The 15,437-nt window shown below is 69.8% G+C and carries 13 protein-coding genes; 4 read left to right on the top strand and 9 right to left on the bottom strand.

Annotated features, from left to right (window positions below):
* The first annotated feature begins 254 nt into the window (after positions 1-254).
* Positions 255-1,478, top strand: coding sequence for a hypothetical protein (locus tag CYFUS_RS35145; protein WP_095989199.1), 1,224 nt, complete (start codon positions 255-257; stop codon positions 1,476-1,478).
* Positions 1,475-2,062, top strand: coding sequence for a hypothetical protein (locus CYFUS_RS35140; RefSeq protein WP_095989198.1), 588 nt, complete (start codon positions 1,475-1,477; stop codon positions 2,060-2,062). Before CYFUS_RS35145 ends, CYFUS_RS35140 begins: the two co-directional genes overlap by 4 nt.
* Before the next feature lie 20 nt (positions 2,063-2,082).
* Here the strand turns inward: CYFUS_RS35140 and CYFUS_RS35135 are convergent, their stop codons facing one another.
* Entirely contained in the window at positions 2,083-2,895 is an 813-nt protein-coding gene (locus CYFUS_RS35135) for a YhfC family intramembrane metalloprotease (protein ID WP_095989197.1), read from the bottom strand.
* A 158-nt stretch (positions 2,896-3,053) separates the two neighbouring features.
* Between CYFUS_RS35135 and CYFUS_RS35130 the strand changes: the two genes are divergently transcribed.
* Entirely contained in the window at positions 3,054-5,246 is a 2,193-nt protein-coding gene (locus CYFUS_RS35130; RefSeq protein ID WP_095989196.1) for an FUSC family protein, read from the top strand.
* Between the two features lie 21 nt (positions 5,247-5,267).
* On the opposite strand, the gene CYFUS_RS35125 is transcribed toward CYFUS_RS35130, so the two are convergent.
* The 8 genes from CYFUS_RS35125 to CYFUS_RS35090 all read right to left on the bottom strand — a co-directional run bounded on the left by CYFUS_RS35125 (position 5,268) and on the right by CYFUS_RS35090 (position 14,852).
* Positions 5,268-5,951 carry a hypothetical protein gene (locus CYFUS_RS35125; protein ID WP_095989195.1) on the bottom strand — a complete coding sequence of 228 codons (684 nt, stop codon included), beginning with the start codon at positions 5,949-5,951 and terminating at the stop codon, positions 5,268-5,270.
* A complete protein-coding gene (locus CYFUS_RS35120; protein WP_095989194.1) occupies positions 5,945-7,015 on the bottom strand; it encodes a TadE family protein in 1,071 nt (356 codons plus the stop codon). The genes CYFUS_RS35125 and CYFUS_RS35120 overlap by 7 nt, the downstream gene beginning before the upstream one ends.
* The gene (locus CYFUS_RS35115) at positions 7,015-8,472 is read right to left on the bottom strand and encodes a hypothetical protein (protein WP_095992419.1); all 1,458 of its coding nucleotides are present in this window, start codon (positions 8,470-8,472) and stop codon (positions 7,015-7,017) included. The genes CYFUS_RS35120 and CYFUS_RS35115 overlap by 1 nt, the downstream gene beginning before the upstream one ends.
* A gap of 41 nt (positions 8,473-8,513) precedes the next feature.
* Entirely contained in the window at positions 8,514-9,275 is a 762-nt protein-coding gene (locus CYFUS_RS35110) for a TadE/TadG family type IV pilus assembly protein (protein WP_095989193.1), read from the bottom strand.
* A 117-nt stretch (positions 9,276-9,392) separates the two neighbouring features.
* On the bottom strand, positions 9,393-11,276 hold the full coding sequence (locus CYFUS_RS35105) for a MutS-related protein (protein WP_095989192.1): 1,884 nt from the start codon (positions 11,274-11,276) through the stop codon (positions 9,393-9,395).
* A 137-nt stretch (positions 11,277-11,413) separates the two neighbouring features.
* Positions 11,414-12,160 carry a Crp/Fnr family transcriptional regulator MrpC gene (gene mrpC / locus CYFUS_RS35100; protein WP_002621158.1) on the bottom strand — a complete coding sequence of 249 codons (747 nt, stop codon included), beginning with the start codon at positions 12,158-12,160 and terminating at the stop codon, positions 11,414-11,416.
* A gap of 281 nt (positions 12,161-12,441) precedes the next feature.
* Entirely contained in the window at positions 12,442-13,872 is a 1,431-nt protein-coding gene (locus CYFUS_RS35095; protein ID WP_095989191.1) for a sigma-54-dependent transcriptional regulator, read from the bottom strand.
* A gap of 5 nt (positions 13,873-13,877) precedes the next feature.
* Positions 13,878-14,852, bottom strand: coding sequence for a sensor histidine kinase (locus CYFUS_RS35090; protein WP_095989190.1), 975 nt, complete (start codon positions 14,850-14,852; stop codon positions 13,878-13,880).
* A 305-nt stretch (positions 14,853-15,157) separates the two neighbouring features.
* On the opposite strand from CYFUS_RS35090, the gene CYFUS_RS35085 reads away from it, so the two are divergent.
* Complete coding sequence (locus CYFUS_RS35085) at positions 15,158-15,418, top strand: hypothetical protein (RefSeq protein ID WP_002621155.1); 261 nt, start codon at positions 15,158-15,160, stop codon at positions 15,416-15,418.
* Positions 15,419-15,437: the final 19 nt, after the last annotated feature.

Here is a 15,437-nt window from a genome sequence, read left to right as displayed (position 1 = left end):
GACGGCTCAACGGCTGTCCGCACCGGGATGTTTCCTCCGTCCTCCCGCTCCCTTCCCAGGGGAGAGGCCATGACCGTCTCCGACGGAAGATGGAGTGCGCCGCATGGGACATGGGTCGTGAGCCCGCTTCCGCACGGAGCCCTCGGGGCGCGGTTCGCGTCCGGCTGGCCCGCGATTTGCCCTGGGGTGGTTCGCCGCGCGTCCTGACTCGTGAGGGATTCGGGAGAACCCGCGCGGCCGGAGGAGATGCGAACATGAACCGCGTTGGTTCGAGCCGTAACGATGATGTCCTCGTGCTCGGGATGAATCCACATACCGGGACCGAAGCCGAAGCCATTCACCGCGCCAATCCCAGGGCGCGGGTGACCACCCTCCAGGACACCGTCCGCAACGATCAGGTCGTGACCTCGAGCGCGCGGGGCGGCGAGAAGGTTCACGATCTGAAGGGGGAGGCGGGCCTCCAGTCCTTCGTGGCCACCCTGGAGCTGCCCTGGGCCCAGTCCCAGCGGGTGGCGGCGGCTCTCGCGGGCGCGGGGGAGGATGCCCGGGATGAGCTCGCGCAACTGGCCCAGGTGTGGGCCCGGGCGGAGAAGGGTGGAGTCATTCCCTCTCGCCTCGTGCTCTCGGGACACAGCGGTGGTTCGAGCCTGTGGGGCGAGGAGCGGGGCTTCAAGAATGGCGTGCTGTCACGCGACAACATCGCCCAGCTCGCGGCGGCCCTGCCTCGCGCGGCGGCCGGTATCGAGGACCTGTGCGTCGCGGCCTGTTACAACGGAGGGCAGACCACGGTGGAGGCGTGGCGCGCCATCTTCCCCCAGGTGCGGACGGTGTGGGCCTATCACGGCAGCGCTCCCGGAGCCGCTTCCGGCTCCACGGCCCACCTGGCTCGTTGGGAGAAGGCCACGCGAGGCGAGGTGAACGCGCTCCAGGCGGATGCGGCCCGGGGCCTGCGCAAGGGAGAGAACCTCGCGGTGTGGTCACGTCGCGACGGCTATCAGACCGCCGCCGTGAACGCGAACCTCGACGAGCTGAGGACCCGCTACGCCTCGGGCCAGGGGAGCTTCGCGCGCTCCTTCTCGGGCGCGGAGGCGGTTCGAGATGCCCAGCGCGGCCCGTTGCGCGAGCACTACAACACCCTCCAGGCCCTGCTGGGACGGCCCGAGGTGTCCGCCTCGGAGCGCGCGGGCCTGGAGCGGGCGAGGGATCAGACGCTGCGGGTCCTCTTCTACGGCAACGTCGCCGTTCAGTTTCAACGGACCCATCAGGCGAGCCTTCAGCGAGGCTTCGCGGCGCTGGGCTGGAGCGCCCCGGATTTCTCCCGGCTGGGCCGGGGCGAGGCGCTGTCCGTCATCCAGTCCTTCGAGGCCGAGCTGTCCCGCCGTCAACCACCGCCCCCGGAGGCGCGGCGACTGCTGCCCTTGCTGACCGAGGGCTTGCGCGACCTCCGTCGCGAGCGCGTTCCGGAGAACTGGCTATGAGCCTGTATGCCCTGGTGTTGGGGGGGTGGATGGGGTTGGTGGGCGCCCTTCCTCCCGGCGCTTGCGCGGAAGCGGCGCGAGGGGAGGGGCCCGTTTCCCCCGAGGTGCTCGCCCGCTGTCACGCGGACATGGAGCGGGTGCTCGGGGAGGCGGCGCGGTTTGGTTCCGTCCAGCGGCGGGCGCAGGCCCTGCTGGCGGGACTGTCCACGGCGTGTGGGGGCGTGCTCCCCGAGCGTCTTCGGGAGGGTGCGGGGATGGCGGCCTCGGCACGTCGGGCCGAGCGCTCCCGTCGTCTGCTCGAGGTGGCGCGGGGGTTCGTTCCCGAGGCGTGTCTGGCCTCGGAGCCAGCATGGGCGCGCGAGGTGGAGGCGCTCTGCCCTCCGCCCGAGGACACCCTCTTCGTCCGTCCCCTGCCAGCCTCCCTCGAGGCGGGCAGCTACGCGTTCGCGCTCGCCGTGAGGGCGCGGCTGAGAGAGCGGGGCGCGTACGACGCGAGGTCTCAACGCTGGGTCGCGGAGTTCCTCCTGCGCAGTGCCCTGGATGGAGAGGCGCGGGCGCATCGGGAAACGAGACGCTCCGACTGAGGGGAGGACGACGCCGCGCCTCAAGGGAGGACGGGCTCGGTTCCTGGCCCGTCCCCTTCGCCCTTCTCGCGCAGCCGCAGGATGATCCACAGCGACAGGAGGCCAAACCCCGTGACGACGCCCTCGGCGGCCACGTTGCCCGCGGCTCGCGCCACCAGGACGGAGCTCAGATTGAACAGCGTATGGAGGCCCAGGGCCAGCCAGTACCAGCGGCGTTGGTCGCGGAGGATGCGCTGGAGGACCAGTACACTCATGGCGACGTGAAACGCCATGGCGTTCACCCGCTCATAGGCGCCCAGCAGGGGCTCCCACCAGCGCAGCCCGGCCACCTGGGCCTTCGCGGCGCGAACCTGCTCGAGCTGCTCCGCGGGCAGCGGAAGCGTGGAGGGATCCATCCGTGAGAGCGCCACCACGTTGATGAGCCCGATGATCGCCATCCCTCCCACCAGCACGACGGACTCCAGCCCACCATGGCCGATGCCGAATCCCACCGCGTCGCGCCAGCGCCGGAAGTCCTTGAGCGGGTATTTGAAGGCGATGAGCCGCGCTGTCTCCTCGAACAGTCCGGCGGAGAGGGACAGGGCGACGATCCACAGGGTGAGCAGGGTCTGGGAGCTCTTCAGCTCCTCGCGCAGTTGGTACTGAATCACCTGGACCGCGGGCACGCGCGTCAGCAATTGTGACAGGGCGAAGGCCAGCGCTCCCACTTCGATCGTCTTCCTGGCGAAGCCCAGCCGGTGCCGCACCCAGCGCGCGAGGAGGAAGGGCATTGCCACGTCGAAGGCGATGGCCAGGCAGAAACTCACGATGAGCCGTACGTCGAGTCCCGACATCGTTTCACCTGGAGCAGGGGCCGCCGGAGTCCAGGGCCACGTCGTGCGCGCCATCTTCTCACGCCGGATGCGAACGCGCTCCGCTCTCTGTCAGACACGAGCCGTGGCGCTCGGGGTGTCCTCGGGTAGTGTGCCCCTTGAAGGAGGAGGGCACCACGATGATGCGGCGTCTGGTCGAGCACGCGAGGGAGGCGGTCCGGTTCGCTCCGGTGAAGCCGGCGGTGATGGCCGGGATCCGGGCGGCGATCGCGACCATCATCCCCGTGATGGTCACCACGGCCCTGCGGCTGACCGATGGGGTGTGGCCGAGCCTGGGCGGGTTCAACGTCTCCTTCGCCGACAAGGGAGGCTCCTACCGTGCCCGCGCCACGAGCATGGCGTGCGGTTTGATCGTCGGCGCGCTCGCGGCCTTCCTGGGCGCCCTGGCCGGGGAGCACCCGGTGCTGTCCATCGTGATGGCGCTGTTCTGGGTGACGGCCTGCTCGTTCGCGGGTGTCTACGGCGCGGCGGCCACCGTGGTGGGCAACACCGCGGCGAGCGCCTTCGTCGTCTCCCTGGCGTTTCCGTCGTCGGGAGTGGGGGAGGCCCTGGCGCGTGGGGGACTGCTGGCCATGGGCGGCCTGTGGGCGATGTTCCTCTCGCTCGTGCTCTGGCCCATCCGTCCCTACCGGCCGTCCCGGCTCGCCGTCGCCCAGTGCTTCCGGGATCTGGCGGAGTACGTGGGCGAGGTGACCCGGGTGTTCACCGCGGAAGAGGAGGGCCCGCTCTGGCAGGGGCTCATCCAGCGTCACCACGGGCGGATTCGCGAGACGTTGGAGGTGGCGGGAAGCACGCTCGCCGCCACGCGCCGGGGCCGCGGCGAGAGTCAGCGCGGCGAGCAGCTCCTGGTGCTGTTGCAGATCGCCGACACGATGTTCGGCACGGTGATCGCCCTGAGCGACGTGATGGAGAGCCTGCCGCGCGAGCACCGGGCCGAGCCCGCGTGGCGGTTGGTGGAGCGGTCGGTCATTGGCTTCCGCGAGTCGCTCCTGGCGCTCGCTCGGGGGGTGGAGACGGAAGGCGGGGTCAGTCCCCTGCCCCCGCTGGAGTGGGGGCTCGAGCCCCCGGAGAGCCCCCGGCCCGCGGCGGGAACCGAGGAGCGGGCGAAGTACCTGTACGCGTTGCGGCTGCTCGCCCAGCTGCGCGACTTCATGGGCGCGGCGACGCGGACGGAGACGCGCCTGACGGATCCGAACGCGCTGCCCCGGACGGATCCCCGCCCCTGGTCGCAGCGGGTGCTCGGGCCGGTGCGTGACAACCTCTCGCTGGACTCCATGGTGCTGCGCCACGCGCTCCGGGTAGGGTTGACCACCACGGTCGCCGTCGGCGTGTCGCTCGCGTTCATTCCGAGCCACGGCTACTGGGTGACGATCACCGTGCTCACCATCATGCAGCCGTACACGGGCGCGACGTTCCTCCGGGGACTGCAACGGGTGGGCGGCACGGTGTTGGGTGGAATCCTCGCCGCGGCGGTCGCCTCCAGCATCCAACAATACCCCCAGGCGCTCCTGCCGCTGCTGTTCGTCACCGTGGCGATCAGCATCGCCGTCATTCCGCTCAACTACGGGCTCTATACCGCCTTCCTCACGCTCACCTTCGTGCTGCTGGCGGAGGTGGGGACGGGCGATTGGGGACTGGCCCGGGTGCGCATCCTCAACACGCTCATTGGAGGCGCGCTGGCGCTGGCGGGCACCTGGTTGTTGTGGGAGCGCTCCGAGCACCTGCTGCTTCCCGAGCAGATCTCCGCCGCGCTCCGGGCCAACCGCGAGCACTTCCTCCAGGTGTTCGCCAACTGGCGCGAGCCGTCGAGGGATCCCCAGGAGGGTTTCTCCGAGGCGCGGCGCAAGATGGGCCTGGCGACGCTCAACGCCGAGGCCTCCTTCCAGCGGCTGCTCTCCGAGCCCCGCCGGCGCACCGAGCCGCTCGAGCCGTTGATGACCCTGCTCGCCTACCTGCGGCGGTTCGCGGCGTCGGTGGTGTCCCTGTCGGCGACCCCGCGGGAGGCGTTGCCCGACGGACGCCGGGCCCACCTGGAGCGCTTCGCGGACACCGTGAGCGGGGTGCTGGATGATCTCGCCGACGCGGTGGTGCGGGGCCGTCCGCCCTCGCCGCTGCCGGATCTGGAGGGGTGGTTGAGGGAGGCGCCGCTCGCGGCGGAGCACGCGGAGGCCGGAGCCGAGGAGGAGTCGCTGCTGCGCATCCAACTGGAGCGGGTGACGCGGCGGCTCAGCGTCCTGCACGGGGCCGTGTCTCGCCGGGGGACGCGCTCGCCCCTGGAGCGGACGTCGGGCGCCGTGGCGGCGATCCGGTGACGGCGGGAGCGGCTCGGGGGCTCACGGCGCGGCGTGCAGCGAGGCGCCTTCGGCTCCGGCGGTCTTGATGAAGAGGAGCGCGTTGGTGCCCATGTGCTGGACCTTCAGGGACAGGTGCAGCTCTTGTTGTCCCCGGCGGAAGACGAGGGGTTCTTCCTCCTTGTAGCCGGCGGCGAGCAGCCGCTCACGGTACCAGGTCTCCACCTGCTCCGTGCGTGCCGGCGCCCAGAAGGAGAGGGTGCGCGCGCCCTCGAAGTTGCCTTGGAGGACGTGCCTGGCCCCGGGGTAGGTGGGCACGAGCGAGGGGGTGGAGGGCGCCGTCTTCTGGTCCATCCTCGCCTCGCCGAGCACGACGGTGGTGAAGCCATCGGGCGAGGGGTTGAGGATGACGGTGTAGGCGGTGAGCGTGCGCGTATCCAGCGCGGTGAGGTGGGGCTGGCGCGCCACCCGCCGCGTCGTGCGGGGGATGTAGAGGCCCGCTGCGTCGGAGGCGGTGGCGAAGGACTGCAACAGCCGCTCGACGGGCTCGCGCGAGGTGTAGACCTGGAGGCGGATGGGGATGTTGCCCACGTTCATCTCGCCGGGGACATCCAGCGTGGACACCAGCCCGGGCACCTTCCAGTGGAAGGGCGCGGGGGGTGGGGAAGGCGTGGGCGAGGCGGCCAGCCACCCCGCGGCGAGCACCGCCAGCAGACCGCTCAGCATCCGGGGATGCCCAGGAAGCACGTGTTGGAGTCACGCCGCTCCGGGTCGGGTTCGTGATTGACACCGCCCGTGTTGTAGGGCCGATCCCTCATGTCCAGGGCCTCGCCCTCGGGCGTCTTGTTCTCGATGTACCCGTCCTCCTCGCCGCGGTAGCTCATGAAGAAGCCGTCCTCGTCGATGGGGCTGAAGCCCGCGAACTCCTCGGCGAACTCCGAGCCGGCCTTGCCGACGGAGCCCAGGTTGCGATCGAACACGCTCATCGCCGCGTAGTAGAAGGCCCGGTTCTCCCCGCAGGGCTCGTCGGGCCGCTCGGGCTGGAGGGGGCAGTGCTCGCTGACCTCGCGGTCGGCGAAGGCCCAGTCCCCGAGCAGGATGCCGTAGCGGCCCTTGCACTCGCCATCCTTGGCGCGGCCCACGGCGCACACCTTCATGGTGAAGCGCGTGGCGAGCGGGGTGTCGAAGAAGCCGCCGTTCTGCTGCTCCAGGAAGTGCCTGGGCAGTGAGGGCAGCGTGTCGAGCCGGGCCTCGGCGCGGCACGAGATGCCGCCCATGTTCTCGTAGACGTCCGTGAGCACGCTGTCCGTGTCGTTGCCCGTCTCCGCGCCGGACGGAGGCTGCGCGAAGTCGCCGTCGACGGCCTCGTAGAGGGCCGGGCGCCTGCCACGCACCAGGTCGAACTCCACCTCGTCCTGGCGCTCGCAGCGCACGATCAGGTCCTGGATGCGGGTGAAGACCTGGGTGACGGCGGTGTCGCCGTTGCCCGGGGTGGAGCTGCGCCCGTCGAAGTCGTGGTAGCGCCCGTTGGCGTTGGCCTCCACCGAGGTGGGGATGGCGGGGAAGGTGGAGAAGTCGCCGATGTTGGTCTTGCTGCCTCGCATCCGGTGGACGCGCAGGGCGGTGCTGTCCCAGAGCGGGGAGACGGCCGCCTCGTGCACCTTGATGGGCAGGTAGCCCACCTCGGCGAAGTGGATGCCGAGCATGACCACGGAGATGAAGAGCAGCAGGGCCAGGGCCAGCTCCACGATGGATTGGCCCCGGGGGGCCTTGCGCGCGGTCCGCTTCATCAGTGCGCTCCCTTGAAGCCGGCCCGGATGAGGGCGTTGTAGGCCTGGGCGGCGGGGCCTCCCACCGTGCGCTCGACGTCGGCGTTGCCCGACGCGTCGACATCCGCGGAGGCGAGGGTGGCGCGCCAGAAGGGGTTCCAGAGGTTGGGGGGTTCGTTCCAGCGCCCGCGCCGGTGGTAGTAGGCCAGCCCCGTGGCGAGCGAGTACTGCACGCTGATGTCGGTTCCGTCCGCCAGGGTCAGGCCGCGGTTGTCGAACGAGCTGGTGCGCGCGGGGGAGAACTGGAAGTTGAAGCGCAAGAGCCAGGGATCGCGCAGCACGCCCGCCGCGTCGCGGACCTTGTAGTCGCGCTGGACGAGCGAGAAGAGCTTGGGCTGGGCCCAGAGGTTCTTGTCGTTGACGTCGCCGGTGTTGAAGGCCATGCCGCCGACGAAGACGTTCGGGCAGTACTTGGGGTTGTCACAAGGCAGGAGCGTGTGCCGGTACTGCTTCTCCATGCCGGGATCCTCGCCGACCGCGGCTCCAGCGCCCCAGGTGTGGTTGTCGCTGGTGTCGTTCATGTCGGTGGCGCGCACCATGGCCCGGGCCGGTACGGGCACGCCCGAGCAGCCGGCATAGCTGGCCGTCACGGTGGCGTGGTCCTCGGCGATGAGGAAGTCGGTGGTGCCGGGATCTCCCGTGCTTCCTCCGTGGCCGTTGGCGCCCCCCGGAGGGGTATCGCCCCAGTAGGTGCTGCCCCCGCCCGCGCCGTTGGGCGTGACGGTGATGTCCAACTGCCCGATGGGGCCATCGGCGGTGGCGGTCGGCGCGGGAACCGCCCGGCGGGTGATGAACTCGTAGCCGCGGCTGGCCATGGCCATGTCGCGGAACCAGCCAGAGCCCGAGGTGGCCCAGGTCAGCTCGTCCAGGGACACCTGGGTGGCGCCCCCCTTGAGCTCTGCCTGGAAACGGGTGCCCTCGCTGGCCAGCTTCGACAGCTGGGTGGCGAAGGACTTGGGTCCTCCGTCGACGGATTCCTGCAACTGCTCGTACAGCTTGCCCTCGAGACCGGACATGTGCCAGGCCATCATCTGGATGTTGAGCGCCTGCACGCCCGCGGCCGCGTCCAGATCGTCCCACTTCTCCTGGATCTCCTCGTTCTGCTCGTCCAGGGCCTCGAGCACCTCGGGTGGGGGCGAGCAGCCGGCGATGCTCACGCGCGCGGCGACGAGGCTGGCACGCACCATGCTGGTCCAGCTCACCAGGCTCTCCGTCGCGGTGAGGGCCACGAGCTGGCCCGTCTGCGCGCGGTTCATCAGGGCGATGCTGTTGAAGGTGCGCGCGGTGGCCACCGCGCTGCTGTAGGCGGCGAGGTCCGCGATGCTCTGCGCCTCCATCTTCTCGCGCACGCGCATGGAGAAGGAGAGCGTGACGCAGACCATGAGGGTGAGCAGCAGCATCGTCAGGCTCATCAACACGAGAGCCTGTCCACGGGGGCGCGGGTGGGGGGACCGGATCTTCACAACCCCTCCGGGGTCGGGTTGCAGTTCTGCCGGGTGAAGTTCCTGCGACGCGGGGGCGTCATCATGCGCATGGCGTAGTTGGCCTGGAGTGGGAAGACGTATTGATGGCGGCTGGCGCGATCGAGCAGCTCCTGCCCGATGAGGCCGTTGAGCCGGAAGGCCGTCTGACTGCCCCACTGCGCCCGTTTGGGGGACATGAGCGGGTTGTCGGCGGTGTAGTCGCGCAGTCCCAGGTGGGCCAGGAACATGCGGCCGAGCACCCAGTTGGCGAAGGGGATGCGCATCGGGTACCAGAAGACGAGCCGGGCCTCCAGGCGCGTCACGTCCGCCACGCCGTTGTAGCGCGCGGGGTCATCGAAGGACTCCTCCTCGTTGGCGCGGATCTCCCCGAGCACGGGCCGCTCGCGCACGATCCACACGATGGCGCCCGTGTGTCCCGAGTCATGGCCAGCCGTGTACTCGTTGTCCCGGTGGTGCTCGAAGGCCCTGCCCAGTGCCGCGGGCGAGTCCGTCCGGGCGAAGGTGGGCAGCAGCGCCGCGATGGCCGCGTGGGTCATCGCCTCGCAGTTGGCGTGCTTCACGCTGCCGGTGCGCACGGCGCGAAACGCCGCGTACTCCGTCATCGTGCGCGCCTGGAGCAACAGGAAGAACTGGATCGTCGCCAGGATCAGGAAGATCGACAACGGGAGCGTGAGCGCAGCTTCCACCGCCGCTTGTCCGGACTCCGTGTCCGCAGGGCGATTGTTCTTCCTCGACATGGACGCCTACTTTCAACCATTTCCGGTCCTGAATCCACCGGGTATCGTGTCGTCCATGCTTTCCTCGTTTAAAAGGAATGGAGAGAAGGCGACAATGTAGGTGGATAAAGTTCCCGCTCAGGAGAGGCCCTCACCAGGAGTGGACCGGAGCGGAGCGGGGGGTGTGTCCTGCACGGGGACGCCGGCCATCTTCAGCACGCGCAGGGCGTTGGTGGTGTCCACCACGCCGGGGCGCAGCTGGTAGTCGAATACCATCTTTCCGTCCTCCAGGTGATCGCGGAAGTGCATGTTGACCACCCGGCCGCCGTACTCCTCGGCGAGGCTGGCGAGCGACAGGTCGTGCGTGGTGACGCCGCCGCTGGCGCCGGTGGCCAGCAGCAGGCGCAGCACCTCGCGCGAGGCGATCTGCCGCTCGCGGGTATTGGTGCCGAGCAGGATTTCGTCCAGGAGGAAGAGCGCCTGGCCCCGGGCGGCGCTCGCCGCGTCCAGCACGGCCTTGATGCGCTGCACCTCGGCGTAGAAGTAGGACACGCCCCGCTCCAGGGAGTCCTTCACCCGCATGCTGGTGAGCACCTGGACGGGCGAGACGGAGAAGGCGCGGGCGCAGACGGGGGCGCCGGCCAGGGCGAGCACCGTGTTGAGCCCCAGGGCGCGCAGCAGCGTCGTCTTGCCCGACATGTTGGAGCCGGTGAGCAGCAGCGCGCACCCGGGTCCCGGCAGCTCCACGTCATTGAGCACGGGGGCGTCCAGGAGCGCGTGGCCCATGCCCTCCCCCTTCACCCGGGGGCCCGTCTCCTCGAGCGTGGGCCAGACGAAGCCCGGTCGATCATAGGCGAGCCCCGCCAGGCAGCAGAGCGCCTCCAGCTCCGCCAGGGCCTCGAACCAGCGCCGCACCTGGGCGCCATGGCGCTGCTTCCACCGCTCCAGGGCGAACATGGCGTGCACGTCCCACAGGGTGAACAGGTGCACCAGCGGGTGGAACTGGTGCCGTTTGAGCTCCGCGAAGGAGTAGAGGAAGCTGAAGCGCTTGAGGTGCGCCGACACGGGCTCGCGCGCCTCGCGCTGCATGCCGCCCTGGATGCGCCGCAGCTCCGGGTGCTCGAAGCGCTCGCGCTCCACGCGCTCGAAGACGGGGGCATAGCGCACGAAGCCCCGCTCGCCCGCGCTCATGCGCTCCTCCATGGCCTGGAGCCGCCCCCGGGTCACCAGCGCCACGCCGAGCTGGGCGAACAGCCCGGGCCACCACGCCCAGCCGGGGAGCAGCTCGAACTGGCCCAGCACGAGGAGCGTCAGGGTGATGGGGGGCAGAATGAGCGCCACGGGCCGGGCCCATTGAATCTCCGTGAGCGAGGGGCCGCTCTCGGCCCAGGCGATGAACAGCGCCGGGTCCGCCTTCTCCCGCGCCACGGTGCGCGCCTCCACGCACACCTCCTGACGGAAATCCAACCGGGGGATGAGCTCGCGCGCCGCCTCCTGCCGGGTGCGCACCTCGGACGCCGTCGCCGGCTCGGACAGCCACGCCGCCAGCCGCTCCTCGCCCGCGCGCGTCGCCGTCTCGTTCATGAGCTGGAAGACACTGCCCTGGCCGAAGACGTCCAGGTCCGCCGCGTACAGGTGCGAGCCCGACAGGAAGCGCTCCCCGCGCTCGGGGAAGTCGTGCCAGCCACGCGACATCCGGGCGAGGCCCCGGGCGTTGAGTTGAACGAATTGTCGCTGCCGCGCCTCGCGCAGGAATACCTGGTGGTGCAACACCGCCAGGACGATGTAGCCGAGCAGGGCCACCCCGACGGCCCACCACCCCGTCCGGGGCAGCCGGCCGAACAGGACGGCCAGCGCCACCGCGGCGCCAGCGGTGAAGACGACGGCGCGCAGGTTGGCGTAGCGGGCACTGACCGCGTCCAGTCGCCGCAGCTCCGCCTCGGCGGCGGTGCGGCGCTCGGTGTACGTGCGATCAGGAAGGGCGGAGTCGGAGAGAGCGGGAGTCGTCACGGGCCCGCGCATGCTGGGTCTCCCGGACGGAGGGAGCAAGCCCGGAGACACGCGGAGCACGCGAAAAGAAGAACCCCGGCGCCCACCCCGTGTGAGACGGGAGGCGGCCGGGGCGCGGGGGCTTGCCCGGCGAGGGCGAAGCCGTGGGACTACTTCTCCTTGGAAGCCAGCTTGCGCAGCGCCTTCTGGTCGCGGATGCAGAGGATGCGGCCCACGTTGCCGAGCACGCCATCGCGCTTCATCTCGTTGATGAGCGTGGAGACGAAGGAGCGCGAGGCGCCCACGAGGTCCGCCAGGTCCTGCTGGGTGATGCCGCGCAGGTCGGTCTCGCCGCCGTGCGGGCAGCGCTCGCCGTGGGCCTCGGCCAGGGTGAGCAGGGTGTCGGCCAGCCGGGCCGGCACTTCCTTGAAGGTCAGGCCCAGCACGCGCTTGCGCAGCGAGCGCACGCGCTCGGCGTAGGCGCGCACCACGTCCACCGCCAGGGCCGGCCGCGCCTCGAGCTGCGCGCGGAAGTCACGTCCCTCGATGCTCCACACCTCGGCCTCGCCCGACGCGATCGCCATCTCCTCGACCGGCGTGCCCTCCGGACGGAACAGCTCGCCGAACAAGTCCCCCGCGCGCAGGATGCTCACCACCGAGCGCGAGCTGTTCTTGCCCAGCCGCATCAGGCGCACGCGCCCGCTCTTGAGCAGGTACACGCGGTCCGTCGTGTCGCCGGGGCGGTAGATGACGGAGTTGTGGGGGAAGGACTCAACCTTGAAGTAGCCCTTGAAGTCGATCGCCTCCTGACCGGGCACCAGCTTGTTGGCCGTGACGAGCATGCCGGAGCTCGTGGTCTGGATGGGGGCAACGACGTTGGAACCGATGGGACCGAGGGGGCGGTTGAAACCGTGCATGGCGGGCACTCCTGCAGGCGGTTGAGGGTTTGGAAGAGGGCTTGCTGTGCTGCGAACGGAACAGTCCCTTTCCAAGCTTTGTGCCAACCCGAACGTTCTTCCCAAGTCCTGAAAAACCCTGCGATGACGCCTACTTAGCGATGCATCGCGCCGTGACGTGGTTTCGAATGTCCGAAAGCTGAAACAGAACGTTCAAACAGTCTGATCAATTTGAACGTTTCGTTCAATCCGGAGGGGGTGGTGTTGGAGGCGCGACAATGTCCACCCGCGAGCCTTTGCCCCTACGGCTGATGATCTTGTCGGACGCCGTACTTCTGGAGCTTGCGCTCGAGCGTGGGGCGACTGATGCCGAGGATCTGGCACGTCTTGCCCTTGTGGCCCTTGGTGACGTTGAGGGTGAGCTCGATGAGCATCCGCTCGGCCTCTTCCAGGGTGGGGATGAGGTTGGGGTCGGCGATGGGGGAGGCGAGGAAGTTGGGCAGGCCGTTGGCAGCGGAGGAGCCCGGGGCGTGGCCATGCTCGGAGGGGGTGGGCTCCAGGGCGGGGAGGTTCTCGGCGAGCAGCACCTCGCCCGGGGCGAGCACCACGGCGCGCGTGAGCACGTTCTCCAGCTCGCGCACGTTGCCGCGCCAGGGCAGGCGCGTGAGGTGCTCGAGCACCTCCGGGGGCACGCGGGTGACACGCTTGTGCACCTTCTCGTTGATGCGCTCGAGCAGGTGGTGCACCAGCGGGGGGATGTCCTCGCGCCGCTCGCGCAGCGGGGGCAACTGCAGGGTGATGACCTTGAGGCGCTGGTAGAGGTCCTCGCGGAAGCGCCCCGTGGCCACCTCGTCCGCCAGGTGGCGGTGGGTGGCGGCGATGACGCGGGCGCGCAGCTTGATCCGCTTGACGCCGCCCACGCGCTCGAACTCGCGCTCCTGGAGCACGCGCAGGAGCTTCGCCTGGAGCATCAGCGACATGTCGCCGATCTCGTCCAGGAAGATGGTGCCATCCTCGGCCAGCTCGAACTTGCCGGGCTTCACGGCGTTGGCGCCCGTGAAGGCGCCCTTCTCGTGGCCGAACAGCTCGCTCTCCAGGAGCGTGTCCACGATGGCCGAGCAGTTGATGCCGATGAAGGGCTTCACCTCGTCATAGGAGTAGTTGTGGATGACGCGGGCGATGAGCTCCTTGCCGGTGCCGCTCTCGCCGTGGATGAGCACGGTGGCGTGGCTGCCGGCCACCTTGCCAATCTCCTTGACGAGCTGCTGCATGAGGGGGCTCGTCCCCACGATGTCGCCCAGGCGCGCCGCGGCGCTCTCCACGTTCACCGTGGCGGCGCGGCGCGACAGCTGCCGGTACTCCAGGGCGCGCGCCACCACGATGTCCAGGGCCGCCAGGTCCGGGAAGGGCTTGTGGATGTAGTCGAAGGCGCCGGCCTTCATCGCCCGGATGGTGGTCTCCATGTCATGGAAGGCCGTCACGAGGATGATGCGCGCGTCGCCGCACAGGCCCTTCATCTCCTCGATGATGTCCAGGCCCGTGCGGTCCGGCAGCTTCATGTCGAGGATGACGACGCTCGGCTGGGCCTCCTCCGCCAGCCGCAGGCCCTCGGAGGCGCGCGTGGCCGTCACCACCTGGTAGCGCGGCGCCCCGTCGTGCTCGATGTCCTCGAAGTGCATCTTCAGGGACTCGAGCAGGGACAGGTCGTCGTCGACGATGAGAAGCGTCTCCATGGCCCTCAGACCGTAAAGGTAAGGGTGAAGACCGTGCCCCCGTGGGGTCCAGCCTCGGCGGACACATCGCCCCCCTGGTGCACCAGCACGCGGCGCAGGGCCGCGAGCGACAAGCCCGCGCCTCGTGCCAGACTGCTCTCGAAGGGGACGAAAAGCGAGTCGCGCTCCTCCTCGGAGAGCGTGCCGGCCATGTCCTCCAGCACCACGCGCACCCGCCCCGGTGGGCCCGGGTGGATGGTCACCGGCACCTGGGTGCCCGCCGCCTGGCCCATGGCCACGTTGAGCAGCACCTGGGCGAGCACGGGCCGCAGTCTTCCGGGCTCCACCCGCACGCGCGGCACCTCCGCGCTCTCCGTCACGCGCACCTCCACCTGGCGCTCGGCCAGCTCCGGCGCCACCACGGCCGCGGCTTCCTCCAAGAGGGTGCGCGCGGCGTGCGGCTCCAGGGTGGGGGTGCTGTCCCGGGCGTACTCGGACAAGAGCCACAGCATGCGCTCCAGGGTGCGCACCTCCCGGTTGGCGATGGTCAGCCGGCGTTGATCCCGCTCGGACAGGCCCGTGTTGCGCGCCAGCGTCTGCACCGCCATCTTCACGGAGCTCAAGGGGTTGCGCAGCTCGTGGCTCAGCTGCGAGGCGAGTCCGGAGAGCTGCACCGGCGGGGCGTCCTGCAAGAGGGCCTTCAGGTCCACCACCACGGCGCTGGCCTCGCCCGCGTCCAGCCCGAGCGCCAGCCGCAGCTGCACCGGATCCTGCGCGCCGAACGTGCCCGGCAGGAACTCCACCGCCCGGCGGTCCTCGCGCGCCAGGGCGTCAATCGCCCGGGCCTTCTCGGCGGTGGTTCCCAGCACCACCTCGAGGGGGCGATCCACCATCTCCGAGGCGGGGCGGCGCAGCACGCTCTCGCAGTCCCCTCCGGCGCGGGTCACGCGCAGACTCGGAGACCAGGACAACTGGACGGCTTGCAGCAGCTGGACGGTCATGGGCAGGCACGAACCATTGACGAGCCGCCATTGCGGGTGGACCCCTTCATGGCGCCGCGGTTTCCCTTTAGAATTCAATACATTGGAGCCCTACCCATTGGGAAGGCGCTTTGAGTGGACCTGGGGGGTGTCCACCCCTTGACAGAGGGGCGGGGGAGGGGCCGGCACGGGACGAGCCCCGGAAATTCCAGGGAAGTGCGATCATCCTCCCGATGACGGATGGAGGAGCGAAGGGGAGCAAGGTAGCTTGCGTATCGCTGGTGAGGGGCACTCCCCCCCCGTCGCTACTCCCCCGGAGACATCACATGACCACCCAGAAGAGCCAGAAGAAGCTGCTGCGCAAGCGCCGCGGCCAGGGAATGACCGAGTACATCATCATCGTCGCCCTCATCGCCATCGCGGCGATCGGCGTCATCACCCTCTTCGGCAACAACATCCGCAAGCTCTTCGGCGCGTCGGCCGAGGCCCTGGCGGGTAACGAGGACGTGAAGAACACCGGGCAGACGGCCAACCAGCAGCTCCAGCGCAAGAACCTGAAGAACTTCGGTTCGAACAGCGCGGACTGAGCCAGGCGTCAGCCAACGG

The organism is Cystobacter fuscus (assembly GCF_002305875.1).
In the GTDB taxonomy this organism is placed as follows: Bacteria; Myxococcota; Myxococcia; order Myxococcales; family Myxococcaceae; genus Cystobacter; species Cystobacter fuscus_A.
This window is presented reverse-complemented; position numbering and strand designations above follow the sequence as displayed.

Coding starts and splice junctions, on each gene's coding strand:
- CYFUS_RS35145 (WP_095989199.1), top strand. CDS start 255: ATGAACCGCGTTGGTTCGAGCCGTAACGATGATGTCCTCGTGCTCGGG.
- CYFUS_RS35140 (WP_095989198.1), top strand. CDS start 1,475: ATGAGCCTGTATGCCCTGGTGTTGGGGGGGTGGATGGGGTTGGTGGGC.
- CYFUS_RS35135 (WP_095989197.1), bottom strand. CDS start 2,895: ATGTCGGGACTCGACGTACGGCTCATCGTGAGTTTCTGCCTGGCCATC.
- CYFUS_RS35130 (WP_095989196.1), top strand. CDS start 3,054: ATGATGCGGCGTCTGGTCGAGCACGCGAGGGAGGCGGTCCGGTTCGCT.
- CYFUS_RS35125 (WP_095989195.1), bottom strand. CDS start 5,951: ATGCTGAGCGGTCTGCTGGCGGTGCTCGCCGCGGGGTGGCTGGCCGCC.
- CYFUS_RS35120 (WP_095989194.1), bottom strand. CDS start 7,015: ATGAAGCGGACCGCGCGCAAGGCCCCCCGGGGCCAATCCATCGTGGAG.
- CYFUS_RS35110 (WP_095989193.1), bottom strand. CDS start 9,275: ATGTCGAGGAAGAACAATCGCCCTGCGGACACGGAGTCCGGACAAGCG.
- CYFUS_RS35105 (WP_095989192.1), bottom strand. CDS start 11,276: ATGCGCGGGCCCGTGACGACTCCCGCTCTCTCCGACTCCGCCCTTCCT.
- mrpC (WP_002621158.1), bottom strand. CDS start 12,160: ATGCACGGTTTCAACCGCCCCCTCGGTCCCATCGGTTCCAACGTCGTT.
- CYFUS_RS35095 (WP_095989191.1), bottom strand. CDS start 13,872: ATGGAGACGCTTCTCATCGTCGACGACGACCTGTCCCTGCTCGAGTCC.
- CYFUS_RS35090 (WP_095989190.1), bottom strand. CDS start 14,852: ATGACCGTCCAGCTGCTGCAAGCCGTCCAGTTGTCCTGGTCTCCGAGT.
- CYFUS_RS35085 (WP_002621155.1), top strand. CDS start 15,158: ATGACCACCCAGAAGAGCCAGAAGAAGCTGCTGCGCAAGCGCCGCGGC.